The sequence below is a fragment of the uncultured Chryseobacterium sp. genome (assembly GCF_936933875.1).
Taxonomy (GTDB): Bacteria; Bacteroidota; Bacteroidia; order Flavobacteriales; family Weeksellaceae; genus CAKZIK01.
Genome location: NZ_CAKZIK010000035.1, coordinates 1 through 15765 on the forward strand (window position 1 = coordinate 1; position 15765 = coordinate 15765).

13 protein-coding genes and 4 tRNA genes are annotated in these 15765 nt (G+C 36.0%); 16 read left to right on the top strand and 1 reads right to left on the bottom strand.

Features of this window, described 5'->3' with window-relative positions:
* The first annotated feature begins 240 nt into the window (after positions 1-240).
* The 8 genes from folE (at position 241) to Q0252_RS06200 (ending at position 9401) form a co-directional block, all read left to right on the top strand.
* Positions 241-906, top strand: a complete 666-nt coding sequence (gene folE, locus Q0252_RS06165; protein WP_297984659.1) for a GTP cyclohydrolase I FolE — start codon at positions 241-243, stop codon at positions 904-906.
* Between the two features lie 101 nt (positions 907-1007).
* Positions 1008-2474 (top strand): cysteine--tRNA ligase, encoded by a 1467-nt coding sequence (gene cysS / locus Q0252_RS06170; protein ID WP_297984660.1) that lies wholly within the window; start codon positions 1008-1010, stop codon positions 2472-2474.
* A 240-nt stretch (positions 2475-2714) separates the two neighbouring features.
* A complete protein-coding gene (locus Q0252_RS06175) occupies positions 2715-5369 on the top strand; it encodes a 4-alpha-glucanotransferase (RefSeq protein WP_297984661.1) in 2655 nt (884 codons plus the stop codon).
* A gap of 134 nt (positions 5370-5503) precedes the next feature.
* The gene (locus tag Q0252_RS06180) at positions 5504-6547 is read left to right on the top strand and encodes a hypothetical protein (RefSeq protein WP_297984662.1); all 1044 of its coding nucleotides are present in this window, start codon (positions 5504-5506) and stop codon (positions 6545-6547) included.
* Between the two features lie 131 nt (positions 6548-6678).
* The gene (locus tag Q0252_RS06185; protein ID WP_297984663.1) at positions 6679-7167 is read left to right on the top strand and encodes a hypothetical protein; all 489 of its coding nucleotides are present in this window, start codon (positions 6679-6681) and stop codon (positions 7165-7167) included.
* A 103-nt stretch (positions 7168-7270) separates the two neighbouring features.
* Complete coding sequence (locus Q0252_RS06190; protein WP_297984664.1) at positions 7271-8254, top strand: glycosyltransferase family protein; 984 nt, start codon at positions 7271-7273, stop codon at positions 8252-8254.
* Between the two features lie 88 nt (positions 8255-8342).
* Positions 8343-8792, top strand: a complete 450-nt coding sequence (locus Q0252_RS06195; protein ID WP_297984665.1) for a hypothetical protein — start codon at positions 8343-8345, stop codon at positions 8790-8792.
* Positions 8793-8891: 99 nt separating this feature from the next.
* On the top strand, positions 8892-9401 hold the full coding sequence (locus tag Q0252_RS06200; RefSeq protein WP_297984666.1) for a ferritin: 510 nt from the start codon (positions 8892-8894) through the stop codon (positions 9399-9401).
* Between the two features lie 110 nt (positions 9402-9511).
* Here the strand turns inward: Q0252_RS06200 and Q0252_RS06205 are convergent, their stop codons facing one another.
* Entirely contained in the window at positions 9512-12658 is a 3147-nt protein-coding gene (locus Q0252_RS06205) for an exodeoxyribonuclease V subunit beta (RefSeq protein WP_297984667.1), read from the bottom strand.
* Positions 12659-12798: 140 nt separating this feature from the next.
* On the opposite strand from Q0252_RS06205, the gene rpsU reads away from it, so the two are divergent.
* From rpsU to Q0252_RS06245, 8 genes are all read left to right on the top strand, one after another.
* Entirely contained in the window at positions 12799-12996 is a 198-nt protein-coding gene (gene rpsU / locus Q0252_RS06210; RefSeq protein ID WP_297984668.1) for a 30S ribosomal protein S21, read from the top strand.
* Between the two features lie 73 nt (positions 12997-13069).
* Positions 13070-13951, top strand: coding sequence for a tyrosine-type recombinase/integrase (locus tag Q0252_RS06215; protein WP_297984669.1), 882 nt, complete (start codon positions 13070-13072; stop codon positions 13949-13951).
* 3 nt (positions 13952-13954) lie between these two features.
* Positions 13955-14245: an HPF/RaiA family ribosome-associated protein gene (locus Q0252_RS06220; RefSeq protein WP_297984670.1), complete on the top strand. Its 291-nt coding sequence runs from the start codon at positions 13955-13957 to the stop codon at positions 14243-14245.
* A 102-nt stretch (positions 14246-14347) separates the two neighbouring features.
* A tRNA-Thr gene (locus Q0252_RS06225) sits at positions 14348-14421 on the top strand.
* A 13-nt stretch (positions 14422-14434) separates the two neighbouring features.
* Positions 14435-14515: transfer RNA gene (locus Q0252_RS06230), tRNA-Tyr, on the top strand.
* Positions 14516-14602: 87 nt separating this feature from the next.
* A tRNA-Gly gene (locus tag Q0252_RS06235) sits at positions 14603-14675 on the top strand.
* 47 nt (positions 14676-14722) lie between these two features.
* Positions 14723-14794: transfer RNA gene (locus tag Q0252_RS06240), tRNA-Thr, on the top strand.
* Positions 14795-15065: 271 nt separating this feature from the next.
* The coding region (locus tag Q0252_RS06245; protein WP_297984671.1) for a GTP-binding protein at positions 15066-15765 on the top strand (700 nt) is incomplete at its 3' end.

A 15765-nucleotide genomic window follows, 5' to 3' on the forward strand; every position in this document is an offset into this window, starting at 1 on the left:
TTCAACGTCAAGCTTATCAGCGATGATAGCTTTCACTCTTGATGCAATGTCTGACATAGTAATATTATTTTTTATAATTGTTTAACTTGTGCAAATATATAAAATTCTGAATCATTACAATTTTTTTATTATTTTTTAAAAGATTTTTAAACCCTTATCTACACTTATTAATTGAGTTTCAGTTTAAAATGTTTTCTCAAAAATTTTAAATCGCTAATTTTGCCGTTCAATATCCTTTTTATGAAAGATTCTTTTGAAAATGATGACGATGTTTTCACCGGGAAAGACCATACTCCTTTAAGAGCGAATGCTTTTGAGAAACTTCCGCAGGAAAAAATTGAAATTATTGAAAAGCATTTTGCTGAAATTATGCACACGCTTGGGCTGGACATGACGGACGATTCTTTAAAAGATTCCCCGAAACGTGTGGCCAAAATGTATGTGAACGAAATTTTCGGTGGACTTCTTCCCGAAAACAAACCCGGCATTTCCACCTTCTCCAATAAATATAAGTACCGCCAAATGTTGGTGGAAAAAGATATTACAGTATATTCTTTCTGTGAACATCACTTTTTACCGATTATCGGAAGAGCGCACGTTGCGTATATTTCCAATGGTGAAGTAATTGGTCTTTCAAAAATCAACAGGATAGTCGATTATTATGCGAAACGTCCGCAAGTTCAGGAAAGACTGACGATGCAGATTGTCCATGCTTTGAAAGAAGCTTTAGGAACAAAAGACGTTGCCTGTATCATTGATGCAAAGCATTTGTGCGTGAACTGTCGCGGAATTAAAGACACAGCAAGTTCTACCATTACAGCGGAACTCAGCGGAATTTTCAGAACCAACCCAATTACAAGACAGGAATTCCTTCACTATGTCGGAAGCCACGCAAAACTGGATTAAAATAATTTGTTTGAAATTGTTTGACGTCGTTGATTTTGTTTGAAGCAGTTCAAACGTTATCAAACCCCATCAAACTTTCAAACCCAAACCAACTTAAAAGTATGCAACTTAAAATATACAATTCTCTTTCCGGCGAAAAGGAAATCTTCACACCCATCCACGAAAATAATGTCGGGATGTACGTTTGTGGGCCTACGGTTTACAGCAATGTTCACCTGGGAAATGTACGCACGTTTATGTCTTTCGATTTTATTTACAGAACGCTGGTTCATTTGGGATATAAAGTTCGTTACGTTCGTAATATTACAGATGCAGGACATTTAACAGATGATGGTGATGTTGATAACGACCGTTTTGTAAAACAGTCGAGGCTTGAAAAACTGGAACCTATGGAAATTGTACAGAAATATACTGTGGATTTTCATAAAGTTTTGGATACTTTCAATTTGTTGCCTCCAACGATTGAACCAACAGCAACCGGACATATTTTAGAGCAGATTGAACTCACGCAAAAATTACTGGATAAAGGTTTGGCGTATGAAAGCAACGGTTCGGTTTATTTCGATGTGTTGGAATACAACAACCGCGGAATGAACTACGGCGAACTTTCCCGCAGAAATATTGAGGAACTTTTTGCGAACACCCGCGATTTGGACGGACAGAATGAAAAGAAAAATCCGCAAGATTTCGCGCTGTGGAAATCCGCTTCTCCTGCACATATTATGCGCTGGAATTCTCCTTGGGGAGAAGGCTTTCCGGGATGGCATTTAGAATGTACCGCAATGAGCACAAAATATTTGGGCGAAAAATTCGATATTCATGGTGGTGGAATGGATTTGAAATTTCCTCATCACGAGTGTGAAGTTGCGCAAGGAAAAGCATGTAACGATGTTTCTCCGGTAAATTATTGGATGCACGCGAATATGTTGACCATGAACGCACAACGCATGAGCAAATCTACCGGAAATTATATTTTGCCAATGGAATTGGTTACCGGAAACAACAGTTTCTTCGAAAAGCCTTTCCATCCTACAATTGTGCGTTTCAATTTTTTGCAGGCGCATTACAGAAGTGTTCTTGATATTTCGAACGAAGCGATGGTGGCAAGTGAAAAAGGTTACCAGAGATTGATGGAAGCGCTTAAAATTGTTTCGGGTTCTGCGTTAAATGTTTCGGGTTCTTCAAGTATGAATTTAGAAGAATGGAAAACCAAATGTTATGATGCTTTAACTGACGATTTTAATTCACCGATTTTGATTTCCCATCTTTTTGAAGCTGTGAAATTTATCTTCGGTTTGAAGGACGGAAAGGAAACCGTTACTGCTGAAGATTTGGAAACTTTAAAAGGATTGATGAACGATTTTGTTTATGAAGTTTTAGGGCTACAAAATATTGAAGAAAACAATAACGCGAAGCTCGACCAAACCCTGCAGGTTTTAATTGAATTGAGAAACCAGGCTAGAAAATCGAAAAACTTTGAACTGTCGGATCAAATTCGAGATAAACTTCTCGCAGAAGGAATTGAATTGAAAGATGGAAGGGACGGAACTTCCTACGTTATCAATTAAAAATTTAAAATAAAAAGATAAAGCCTTTTGAAATCTCAGAAGGCTTTTTTGATTGCCAAATCAGATTTTGCTTTATGCATAAAGTGTTAAAATTGACAGTTTTTGGCGTGCAAGTAAAATGTTTTTAAATCTTATTGATTTTCAATTGTTTAAATATTAAACAAACTGCGAAAAATCAATCATAATTTTTAGTTTTTGCTTTAAATTTTTTCTAAATTGCAGTCGCTAAAAACATACAGCATGAAACTATTTTTTAACATTAATTTCGGAACCAAAGTAGGAGAGAAAATGCAGTTGCAAATGCTTGAAGAAGGACAGGAGCCGAAATTTCACGAACTGTTCTACGACGACAACGGAAACTGGAAAACCGAAGTAGATTATTTCTCCAAAACACTTTCTTACAAATATCAGTTGACCGATTTGGGTGGAAATATTCTGGATGAAGAATATGCGCTTCACAATCTTAATCTTCCACACAATTACGACGAGTTTGTTGTTTTTGATTTTTGGAATCTCAAGAATTTTCCGGAAAATTATTTGACCAATAAAATTCTGGAAAATACATTAAGTGGACAAAAATTTGGAAAGGTTGTGGTTTTAAAGAAACATACTCATCTTTTCCGTCTCGAAGCGCCATTGTACAACCCGAACTGGAAAATCGTAATCCTTGGAAATGTTGAAGGTCTCGGAAAATGGGAGGCAGAAAAAGCTGTGAAGATGGAGCAAACTTCTCTTGGAGTTTGGGAAGCTGCAGCCGCGATTACAGAAAATCAAATCATTCAGTACAAATACGGCGTTTACGATGAAGTTTCCGGAAAAGTTTTCGATATCGAATACGGCGACAATCGTTGGGCTTTCCCAAATGGTGAAAAGAATTTACTGCACATCAAAGCGGATCATTATTTTAAATTCAAATCTTACGAACTGTATCATGCTGCAGGTGTTGCAGTTCCGGTTTTTGCTTTAAGAACTGAAAACGGTTTTGGTGTAGGAGAATTTTCAGACCTTAAAAATTTAGCAGACTGGGCAAAAGAAACCAATCTTTCTGTACTTCAGATTTTGCCTATTAATGATACTACAGCGAATTATACCTGGACAGATTCTTATCCTTATGCAGCGATTTCTGTGTATGCTTTACATCCGCAATATCTTTCTGTTGAAGGTTTGGAATACAATTTACCTAAAAATTTAGTTGAAGAGTATCAAGCAAAAAAAGCCGAACTGAATGCTTTAAGTCTGATTGATTACGAGCAAATGATTTCCGGAAAATGGAAGTTTGTAAAAGCGGTTTTCGAAGAAAATAAAGACAAAATTTATAAGGACAGAAACTTCAAAAAATTCATCAAAGAAAATGAAGAATGGGTGCTTCCTTATGCTGCTTTTTGCGTACAGCGTGATAAATACAAAACGCCAAACTTCAACGACTGGAAAACGCACAAAAAATATATAGCAGGAAAAGTTGCGCCAATGTTCGCAGCGAAACACAAAGAATATGATGCAATAATGCTTCATGTTTGGACGCAGTATCAGTTGCATTTGCAGTTGAAGGAGGCGATTGATTATACTCATAAACTTGGAATTTCTGTAAAAGGAGATTTGCCGATTGGAATTTACCGTTACTCCGTTGAAGCCTGGACAGAACCTGAATTATTCGGTATGGATTTCCAAGCTGGAGCACCACCAGACCAATTTACAGATTTAGGACAAAACTGGGAATTCCCAACCTATAACTGGGAAGCCATGAAAGCAGACGGTTACCGTTGGTGGAAAAACCGCTTCAAAGCATTGGAAAAATATTTCGATGCAATGAGAATTGACCATATTCTTGGTTTCTTCCGAATCTGGAGAATGCCGATTTCTGCAACACAGGGAATTTTGGGATATTTTTATCCTGCAGTTCCGGTGAGAATGGAAGAATTTGCAGCGAGAAATATTCCGTTTAATTACGATAGATATTGCAAACCTTATATCAACGACCAAATTCTTTGGGATTATTTCGGTGAAGAAAGAAATGCAATTGTGGAGTTCTTCATGAATAACCATTTCAACGGAAATTATACTTTCAAAGAAGAATTTGATACCCAAAGAAAACTGAAAGATTATTTTAGCAATAATCCTCATCCGTGGGCACAGGAAAAACTGATTTCGCTTTGTGCAAATGTATTGTTCCTGCAGGAAGAAAGAGACGGAGATTATGTGTATCACCCTCGTTTCAACATCAATAAAACGGACTCTTATAAATATTTGAACGAGTGGGAGAAAAAAGCTATTTACGATTTGTATGTAGATTATTTCTTCAAACGTCAGGACGGTTTGTGGTACCAAAGTGCGATGGAAAAACTTCCAGTAATCCTCAATGCCACCAAAATGTTGATTTGTGGTGAAGATTTAGGTTTGGTTCCGGATTGTGTTCCTCTAGTAATGGACAGATTGGCAATTACCGCTTTGAAAGTTCAGAGAATGCCTTCGGATAATATTCCCTTTTATAATCCAAAAAATGCGAGCTACTTAAATGTTGTTACGGCGAGTTCACACGACAGTTCAACATTGCGCCAATGGTGGCATGAAGACCGTGGTTTAACGCAAAAATATTTCAATAATCAGTTGGGTCAGTACGGAACTGCGCCTTGGGATTTGGAGCCGGGCTTGGCTGAAATTATCATGAAACAGCATTTGTACAACGAGGCGATGCTGGCTATTTTCCCCTTACAGGAATTTTTGGCTACAGATTATGAGTTGAGAAATATGAATGTGGATGAAGAGAGAATTAACGTTCCGGCGATTTTCCCTCACTATTGGAGATACAGAATGCACTTGAATTTGGAAGAGCTTAAAAACAAGCAGGTTTTCAACAAAAAAATTGCACACTGGATACAGGATTCAGGCAGAAATTAAAAATAATGTAACTGATTTTCAGTTTCATAACAAATTTAACAAAGAAGTTAGGTCTTAGGATTTAACTTCTTTTTTTATTCGGTATCAAAAAGACAGATTTCTTACAGAAGTCTAGTTTTAAACCTTTTTAGATTATGAAAAAATTAATATTGGCTTTGGCTTTAGGAATGTTCAGTTTAGGATTTAGCCAAAATTATCCGTACAACGGATACGGAAATAACGGATGGCCGGAAAACGGTTATTACGGAGATGAAGAGGACAGCTACTATTTTCCGGATGATTATTATTACGAATATCCAAATGATTATTATAGCGACGATTATTACGAAAGTTATTATAACGATTACCGCAGAAGTATTTCGATGGTAAATTGGGATAGATTCTTCTATGAATTTGGACTAACAAATAATCAAATTAATATGATTATTGATTTGAACAGACAGTTCGGTTCCTATAATGTTTGGAATAATTACTACAGAATGAATCCGAACAGATGGTATTATGATAGATTCTACGCTTTACAGAGAATTTTGGGAGTAAGAGTATTTGTAGTTTTCCAAAACAGATATTACAACGGATATAGTCCTGTAGATTATTACAACAATTACTGGAGAGATTATTACAGACCAAGATATCGTGTAGCTCCAATGTACAGAAATGTAAACATTAATGTATACCATGTTGACCGTTACTCATATCACCAAAATGTAGGAAACCGCTATGGTTGGAATCAGCCAAGAAATCCACACAATCCGGGAGGTTTTAGAGAAGGGAACAACAGTAACCCAAGAAGCAGCGGAACATGGAATAATTCTTCATCCAACAGAACACAGGCAAGAAGCAACGATTCCGGAATGAGAAGTTCTGTACCATCTACAACAAGAGAGAACGGTGGTTATAGAAATAATACGCCAAGAAGCGGAGGTTACGAAAGTCCAAGAGCACAGCAGAACGGAGGATTTGAAAATCAAAGAAGCCAATCTAATGATGTTTATCAAAACCAAAGAAGCAACAATTCCGGGATTAGAAGTTCAGCTCCAAGAAACGATAATGGTGGTTTCCAGAACCAAAGAAGCGCACCACAACAACAAAGAAATGAAAATGGAAACCGAGGAAACTCCAACGAGAATAGATCTTCAAACCGCAGCAGCGGAATGAGATTTACTTCCAACCCATAAATTTTTTAGTTTATTTTTGACGAAGAGCAGATTTTTCTGCTCTTTTTTTTGCAATTATTTGATAATTAAGTTGTTAAATGTTTGGCGCAATCATTGAAATTACAGTATTAAATCATTAAAACATTTAAAAAATGGAAAAGTTATTTACAGTAATATTATTAAGTGCATTTACATTGGGTTTTTCTCAATCCAGTTATTATAACGATTACAGAAGCAGTATCACAGGAATCAACTGGCAAACTGTTGCAGCAGAATTATTGTTAACTCCTGCCCAGAAACAACAACATTTTGCGCTGAATGACAGATATGACGATTACGAAAGTTGGAACAGAGTGTACAGAAACAATCCGGACAGATGGAGAACAGACCGTTATAATGCAATGGAAAGAATTTTTGGTTCTACAAAATATACCAAATTCAAAAACAAATATTATAAAGGACAAAATCCGGTAGCGGTTTATAACAGAAACAAGAATAACGATAAGCCGAACACAACAAGAGCAACCAGAACTTCTGCTGCAAAAACTTATAAAGGAAAGAGCACTACTTACAAAGCTGCTGGACAATCGAAAGGAAACGCTGGTAAAGCGCATTCAAATGGAAAAGGAAAGAAATTATAAAAATTACTTCATATAAATCCAAAGGAGGGACTTTTTAAAAGTTTCTCCTTTTTTTAATGTTTTTGAAACATGATTTTGATCTTAAACTTCTAACTTCGTTACAATGAAGATTTTATATGCTATCCAAGGAACCGGAAACGGACATGTAAGCCGCGCCCGAGAAATAATTCCGCATTTGAAAAAATATGGTGATTTAGATATTTTAATCAGCGGAACTCAAGCAGAAGTGGGTTTAGATGATGAGGTGAAATATCAGTTTAATGGTTTTGGATTTGTATTTGGGAAAGAAGGAGGTGTAGATTTTAAAGAAACCTGGAAGCAATTTAATACCAAAAAGTTTCTTGATGATGTAAAAGCTCTTCCGGTTAAAGATTATGATGTCATCATCAACGATTTTGAACCTGTAACAGCTTGGGCATGTAAACTTCGTGGTAAAAAATCGATTGGTTTAAGTCATCAGTCAGCATATCTTTCTAAGAAAACGCCACAGTTGAAAGGTTTTCACTGGGGGAAAATGATAATGAATTATTATGCTCCAACTTCAAAATACATTGCCTTTCATTTTGAAAAATATGATGATTTCATCAATACTCCTGTCATTAGAAGCGAAATCAGACATCTTAAACCAACGGATTCAGGAACTTATCTCGTTTATCTTCCTGCTTATTCCGATGAATTTATTCTGAAGAAAATCAGACAGTTTCCCGATACGCAATGGAAAATATTTTCAAAAAAAACAAAAGAACATTACACTGAAAATAACGCTGAGGTTTTTCCAATCGACAACAAAAAATTTCAAAATGAACTCAAAAAATGTCGCGGAATTTTAACCGGTGGTGGTTTTGAAGGTCCGGCTGAAGCAATGTTTCTCGGTAAAAAAGTTTTAGCAGTTCCTATGAAAAACCAATATGAACAGCAGTGCAACGCTTTGGCGATGGAAAATATGGGCGTTCCTGTGATTTGGCATGAAGAAGAATTCGATGAAAAACTTAAAAATTGGGTAGATTCTCACCACAAAATTTTGGTTAATTTCCCTGATGAAACCGAGAAAATTATCTCAAATCTCTTTAAGAGCGAAAATTTCTGATTTTTTAACAAAAATTATCATTTTTTAGGTTTAACATTCCTCTTTTTAAAGCATCAAAAAGACAAATAAATAATTCAAAATAAGTGATATGAAACAATTAGTTTTAAGCCTTGCTTTAATAGGAATGGGAACATTTGCAATGGCACAGCAAAGAACAATGCCTGCAAAAGATGACCAGCAAAGAAAAGAAATGATGGAGCAGAAAAAAGCAGAACATATGGCTGAAATGCAGAAAGAACTTAATCTTACTCAGGTTCAGGTTGCTCAGTTGAAAGCATTGCACGAAAAACATCAGGCTCAAAGAGAAGCACAAAGAAAAGAAAACCAAGAGCTGAGAAAGCAAAAAATGGAAGCTTTCAAAAAAGATAAGCAGCAAATGGATAATGAAATGAGACAAATTCTCACTCCGGAACAGTATGCAAAATGGGAGGCTAAAAAAGCAGAAAAAATGGCGAATAGAAAAGCAAAACTTCACGGTGAAGGAATGAATAAAGACTTAGACAAAAATAAAATGCACGCGAAGCCGATGCAGAAATAGTTCATAATTTTAGTTTTTTTTAATGTGGAAGAGCGGAATTTTATTCTGCTCTTTTTTATGCCCAAATTTTTATTATATTTAAAAAAAAATTAACACATAATGCTAAGCAATACAACTGCACAATTAATCAACAACCAAATCGCTAAGGAACAGTATGCTGCACAATATTATCTCTCGATGTCTGCATGGTTTGCAGCCAGGGATTTAGAAGGAATTTCCAATTATTTCCGCGTGCAGAGTAAAGAAGAACTCATGCATGCTGATAAAATGTTCGATTATCTGAATGACGTTGGTGCAGAAATTATTCTCAGTGAAATTCCTAAGCCTCCGCATGAATTCGAATCGGAACAGGATGTTTTTGAAAAAGCTTTGGAACATGAAAAACTGGTGACCAAAAGTATTTTTGCTATTGTGAAAGCAGCCAATGATGAAGGCGATTTTGCTACAACTGCCTTTTTACAGTGGTTTGTTACAGAACAGGTGGAAGAAGAATCCAACGCATCACTTTTAGTTTCGAAAATTAAAAGAGTAAAAGACAATCCTTCTGCGCTGTATCTTTTCGACCAGGAATTGGCTCAACGGGTTTTTGTTCCTGAAGCTGGTAATTAAATTTAAAAAGCCTCGAAAGAGGCTTTTTTATTTTGACGAAGTCAAAAAATCTTGCGCCTTAAAGCGAAAGGATTTTAAAATAAAAACCTTTCGTCTTTGTGTTTAACAAACTAAATATAAATAATCTCAGTCCCAATCACGGTCTTGCCTAGTTTTTCCAAAACATTTTGGTAGGTTTTTACCTGTGCTTCGTGCTTTTCTTTTTCGACTCCGGTTTTAAAATCGATAATGTAAAAACCTTCAGTGGTTTCCACCAAACGGTCGGGTCTGTAAATAGAAGTTTCATCATTTTCGGAAAGCATAATATCTTTTTCGTTGATGATTTTTAAATCTTCTGCAAAATATTTTGTGAAATTTTCGTTGGTGATAATGTCGCGGATTTTTGTTTCGATTTCTTCTTTTTCCGCCAAGTTTAAAGTCCCTTCCAAAACATAGGTTTCCAAAACTTTTTCAACATCTTTTTCGGTATTTATTTTGGAAAGAATTTCATGCGTAAAAATGCCGGTTCTTACCGATGGTACGGTGTTTTGATAATTTTTGGAAGGTGTTGCAATTTTAATATTACTGATGTTTTCGGGATTTTCCGCCAGATTTTGAATGTCTAAAGTCTGCTGAATTTTCGCTTCTTCAAAATTTTGCTTTCTGAAAGATTTTTCAACTTCAGGATAAAGATCGAATTCGTCTTCGCCAATTCCTGATTTACTTTCGATAAATTCCAAGATTTCCATTGGTTTTCCGGTTTTTGAAGGTCTTTGAAGATACAGAAACAGCTGTTCTACAGGTCGCGTGGTTGCAACATATTGCGTACAAAAACGGTCGATGGTATTTTTATATGAATTTTCTGTGTTGAACTTCGCAATTTCTTCGTCATAAACGGCAAGACTGCTGTTAAATGCCTTCACATTAACAGATTTCAATTCTCCGAACTCCTGCAAAGGAAGCCATTCATTAAATTCGCCATCTTTGGCGGAATTTCGCATCGGCAGAAAAATAACCGGAAATTCCAGGCCTTTCGCCGCGTGAATCGTCATCATATTAATAGCGTCGATGTTTTCACTCGCCTGTATGGAAATTTTATGTCCCTCTTCATCCCAATAATTCAGAAAATCTTTGGTCGTAACTCCTGATTTTTGGGTGAAATTATACAGCATTTCCAAAAAGTTCAGCGAGAAATCAGTTTCTTTTCCTGCAACAGAAAATTCACGAACCAAATATTCTATATTATTATAAATGTTGAGTTGCGGAATATCGTCGCGCCTAAGTTTTATATTAAATTTTTCATTGATGAAAGCGATAATTTTTTCCGGAGATTTATCTTCGAGGATTTCCAGCATTGTTTCTGTAAAATTTTCGATGTGGATTCTTCCCAACTCATTCAGGAAGTACAGCATTTTCACCGGAAACTGTAAATTTTTGGGCTGATTTTCCCACCGAAGATACTCGACAATGGCATTCAAAGTATTGCTTAAATCCAGTGTCAATCCACGTTCAGAAATGGTTTTAATATAGGTTTCCTTTCCTTTATAGCTGATTTTTTTGCTTCCGAGATATTGTACATATTTCTGAATTTCCTTTCCGGTTCTGCACAAAATGGTAATGTCCGAAAAATCAAAACCGTTATTAACACACTCCTGAATATCGCGGTGCATTTGCTCCGAAGAATTTTCAAAGAATGGCTCCGTTTTTCTGTCGTAGTCGTTGAGGTTTACTTTTACGCGTCCCAAAAATTTCTTCTGCGGAATCTGTTTTGCCTTATCCGAAAAAAGTTCCTGATGTTCCGGCTGTAAATCTTTTGAAATAAATTGATACAGCTCATTATTGAATTCCACAATATGTTTTGCGCTTCTCCAGTTGCTTTCCAATACTTCCACATCTGCTTTAATGACGGATTTTTCATTGTGATTGAGAATATTCAGCATCAGTTCGCTGTCGCCACCACGAAATCGGTAAATGCTTTGTTTCGGGTCTCCAACAAGCGTGAAAGAGCTGTTTTCGGAATGAACGGTGTGTTCTTTCAGCGGTAAAATATTTTCCCACTGCATTTTCGAGGTGTCCTGAAATTCGTCAAAGAAAAAATGGTTGTATTTGGTTCCGATTTTTTCGTAAATAAAGTTGGAAGGCTCATTTTTAAGGTTTTCATTAATCAAAACATTAAATTTTGAAAGCAACACCAAATCGTTTTCTTCCTCAATAATTTCAAGCTGGTCCTGAATTTCACGGTTGATTTTGAGCGGCAAAAGTTCTTTCAGAATTTTTTCTTTTTTCTGACTTTGAATAAAATGTCTGATAATTTCAGCGCGACTTTCAATCAAAAACTCAACAATTTCACCGACCGAACTTTGTATAAATGCGTCTTTTGAAGCCGTTACCTTTCGGTAATTTGCCAAAGTATTTTCTTCGTTTGATGGAAAAGGGAAATCCTTGCTAGAATCCTTCGTAAATTCTAAATATTTCCTGAAAAACGCTGCGATGCTGTTCGATTTACCCTGAAAATCTTCTTCAGTTAAACCTTTCTCTTTAATTAAACTTAAAGAAGATTCGGCAATTTTTTTACCTTCATTTTTATGGTTTGAAATTTCTTCGCGAAGTTGAGTTTTCAGTCTTTCATAAGAATCCCAGCCGAAATTTTCATTGTTTTTGAGTTCCTCGTAATGCACATCGCTTACAAACTGTTTTGCCTTTCTGTACAGCGTATTGTTGAGGTTGGTTCTTTCATCGTTATCCAGATTATAATTGATGAAATCCATAAAAGCATCTGAAATTTTTTCATCTTCGCCAATTTCATTCAGCATTTTATCAACAGCCTCAATTAAGAACGGTTCACTCTGAATTTCGAGATTAAATTGATGAGCTAAACCCAATTCATAAGAAAAACTCCGAACCAATCGTGCATTAAATTTATCAATCGTCCCGATGTTCAGTGTAGAGTAATGGTGCAGAATGTAGTCCAGAACTTTTTGTGAGCGTTCGTGCAAATCCTGCATAGAAATACGGACATTCTGTTTTTCAAGCTCGACTTTGATCGATTTTAAATTTTGATTGTCCGCGTAATTCGGTTTGGTAAAATCTTTCAGCCATTCCAAAATACGCTGCTTCATTTCATTCGCAGCTTTGTTGGTAAAAGTTAGTGCAAGAATATGCTGAATCGCATCGTGATTGTTTTGTTGCTTTAAACAAATCATCAAAACACGCTGTACCAAAGTATAGGTTTTCCCGGAACCGGCAGAAGCATTAATCGCAGTGTAACTTTTTTGCATTGAAAATCAGGTTTCAACAAAAATAGCAATTTTAAAGGCGAAAAACGATAATCAAATAAGAATTAGATGATGATTTTGAATAAAAATTTGCAGGTTAAAAAATTAATTGTACTTTTGCAGTCCAAAATGAGATGTAAAATATGTTAATTATTCCAGTAAAAGACGGAGAGTCTATCGACAGAGCACTTAAGAAGTACAAAAGAAAATACGACAAAACAAGAGTTGTAAGAGAACTTCGTTCAAGACAGCAGTTTGTAAAACCTTCTGTAACTTTGAGACAGGCTAAATTAAAAGCAGCTCACAAGCAAAGAAATCTAAGCAAAGAAGAACAGGCTTAAGCCACTTTTCTACTTTAAAATAATAAAATCACTTTCCAAAGAGTTATATTTGGAGAGTGATTTTTGTTTTTATATGGTTGAGAAATTTTTAGAATATATCGCTGTCGAGCGCCGCTATTCTGAGCATACTGTAACAAGTTACCGAAAAGATTTGGGTGATTTCCTGACGTTCGTGATGGAAACGGAAGGGCATGAAGACCTGTCGAAGGTGAATAAAAAGGTGGTGCGAAACTTTATGGTTTCTCTCAGCGAAAACAAAATTGCGAAAAGAAGCATCAACCGAAAATTATCATCGCTGCGAAGTTTTTATCTTTTTCTTTTAAAAACTGGTGATATTAAAGTTTCCCCTTTAGAAAATATTCAATCATTAAAATTCTACGCGGAAAAGCAAATTCCTTTCTCTAAAGATGAAATGGAAAATCTTCAGGAGAATGTTGAAAGTTCAGCGGATATTCCTCTGCTTGAAAAACTCATCATCGAAACACTCTACCAAACCGGAATGCGTAAGGCGGAACTCTGTAATCTGCTGCTCGAAAATGTAGATTTTTCCAAAAATGAACTGAAAGTTATTGGTAAAGGAAACAAAGCGCGCATCGTTCCGGTTTCGGAATCTTTACTTTCTGATTATCAAGAATATTTAAAGGAAAGAAGCCCTGCTACAGGTGCTGAACAGTACTTTTTCGTGAATAAAACAGGTAAAAAACTCTACGAGAAATTTGTGTATTTGGTGGTAAATAACTACCTTAGTCTTGTAACTTCGAAGAAGAAAAAGAGCCCGCATATTTTAAGACACAGTTTTGCTACACACGTCTTAGAAAATGGGGCTGAAATTTCTAAAGTGAAGAAAATATTGGGTCATAGCAGCTTAGCGTCAACGCAAGTTTATACTAATGCCAATATCGAGCAATTAAAGAAAGTGTTTAACAAGGCTCATCCGAGAGCTAAAAAATTGTAGATTATGAAAATTTCAGTACAGTCAATGGGACTTACACCACACGCACCGCTTGAAGAATATATTGAAAAAAAGTTAAGCAAGCTAGACACTTATTATGATAAAATTTTAGAATGCAAAGTTTACCTTAAAGTAGAAAACAAAGCTGATAAAGAAAATAAAACAGCCGAGATTATTTTGGCAGTTCCGGGCGAAGATATCGTTGTAAAGAAGACCACTGCAAGTTTTGAAGAAAGTTTAGACCAATGTGCTGATGTTGCTAAAAAGCTGTTAATCAAGAAAAAAGAATTGGCATAGAAAAAAAAGTTAAAAATTTTTAGAAAATATTTGTTGATTTCAAAAAAACTCTTTTATATTTGCACTCGCAAAAAGAGATAAGAGTTCTTTTGAAATCTATTTGCCTCCATAGCTCAGTTGGCCAGAGCACGTGATTTGTAATCTCGGGGTCGTGGGTTCGAATCCCTCTGGAGGCTCATTTATAAAACTGGGGAGATTCCAGAGTGGCTAAATGGGACTGACTGTAACTCAGTTGCTTCGGCTTCGCAGGTTCGAATCCTGCTCTCCCCACATTTTATAAAAAATATATTTGCAAGTTTTGAAAATATTCTTACATTTGCAAACCGTTTACCAACAAATTTTTGGAAAACAAAAATTGCGGAAGTAGCTCAGTTGGTAGAGCGTCAGCCTTCCAAGCTGAATGTCGCGAGTTCGACCCTCGTCTTCCGCTCAAAAAAAATCACAACCAAACGGCTTGTGATTTTTTTTTAAAGTTTTGCCGACTTAGCTCAGGGGTAGAGCGCTTCCTTGGTAAGGAAGAGGTCGTGAGTTCAAATCTCATAGTTGGCTCACCGAAATCTCTCAGAAATGGGGGATTTTTTTTGGAAAAATTTTCAGGTTGATTTCTAATATTTTTAGAAAAGTTTATCGGGAAGTGGGATTTTAATTGCAATATTTTTTTTTGTAAATTTGTAGTCCTTATTTCAGTATAGAATTGGCGGCGCAAGTTGCTGATGTTGAGTATTTAAATTTTTTACTAAAAAAGATTTTAATATTCAAAAAATCCTTATATTTGCGCACCGAAAAATTAAATAATTAATTAAACAAATAATTTTAAATCATGGCAAAGGAAACGTTTAATCGTAACAAACCGCACTTGAACATTGGTACTATTGGTCACGTTGACCATGGTAAAACTACTCTTACTGCTGCAATCAGTAAAGTATTATCTGATAAAGGTCTAGCTGAGAAAAAAGACTTCTCTGCAATTGACTCTGCACCAGAAGAAAAAGAAAGAGGTATTACTATTAATACTGCTCACATCGAGTATGAAACTGAGAACAGACACTATGCACACGTTGACTGTCCTGGTCACGCCGACTATGTAAAAAACATGGTAACTGGTGCTGCACAGATGGACGGAGCAATCCTAGTAGTAGCTGCAACAGACGGACCAATGCCTCAAACTAGAGAGCACATCCTTCTTTGCCGTCAGGTAAACGTACCTAGAATTGTTGTTTTCATGAACAAAGTAGACATGGTAGATGATGCTGAACTTTTGGAGCTTGTTGAGCTTGAAGTTAGAGATCTTCTTTCTACTTACGAATATGACGGAGATAACTCTCCAGTAATCCAAGGTTCTGCGTTAGGTGGTCTTAACGGAGATGCTAAATGGGTTGAAAAAATCGAAGAATTGATGGATGCTGTTGATACTTGGATCGAGCAACCAGTTAGAGATCAAGATAAGCCATTCTTGATGCCAATTGAAGATGTATTCTCTATTACAGGTAGAGGTACTGTAGCAACTGGTAGAATCGAGG

Coding starts and splice junctions, on each gene's coding strand:
- Q0252_RS06180 (WP_297984662.1), top strand. CDS start 5,504: ATGAAAAAATTAATATTGGCTTTGGCTTTAGGAATGTTCAGTTTAGGA.
- cysS (WP_297984660.1), top strand. CDS start 1,008: ATGCAACTTAAAATATACAATTCTCTTTCCGGCGAAAAGGAAATCTTC.
- Q0252_RS06175 (WP_297984661.1), top strand. CDS start 2,715: ATGAAACTATTTTTTAACATTAATTTCGGAACCAAAGTAGGAGAGAAA.
- folE (WP_297984659.1), top strand. CDS start 241: ATGAAAGATTCTTTTGAAAATGATGACGATGTTTTCACCGGGAAAGAC.
- Q0252_RS06185 (WP_297984663.1), top strand. CDS start 6,679: ATGGAAAAGTTATTTACAGTAATATTATTAAGTGCATTTACATTGGGT.
- Q0252_RS06195 (WP_297984665.1), top strand. CDS start 8,343: ATGAAACAATTAGTTTTAAGCCTTGCTTTAATAGGAATGGGAACATTT.
- Q0252_RS06200 (WP_297984666.1), top strand. CDS start 8,892: ATGCTAAGCAATACAACTGCACAATTAATCAACAACCAAATCGCTAAG.
- Q0252_RS06220 (WP_297984670.1), top strand. CDS start 13,955: ATGAAAATTTCAGTACAGTCAATGGGACTTACACCACACGCACCGCTT.
- Q0252_RS06215 (WP_297984669.1), top strand. CDS start 13,070: ATGGTTGAGAAATTTTTAGAATATATCGCTGTCGAGCGCCGCTATTCT.
- Q0252_RS06190 (WP_297984664.1), top strand. CDS start 7,271: ATGAAGATTTTATATGCTATCCAAGGAACCGGAAACGGACATGTAAGC.
- Q0252_RS06205 (WP_297984667.1), bottom strand. CDS start 12,658: ATGCAAAAAAGTTACACTGCGATTAATGCTTCTGCCGGTTCCGGGAAA.
- rpsU (WP_297984668.1), top strand. CDS start 12,799: ATGTTAATTATTCCAGTAAAAGACGGAGAGTCTATCGACAGAGCACTT.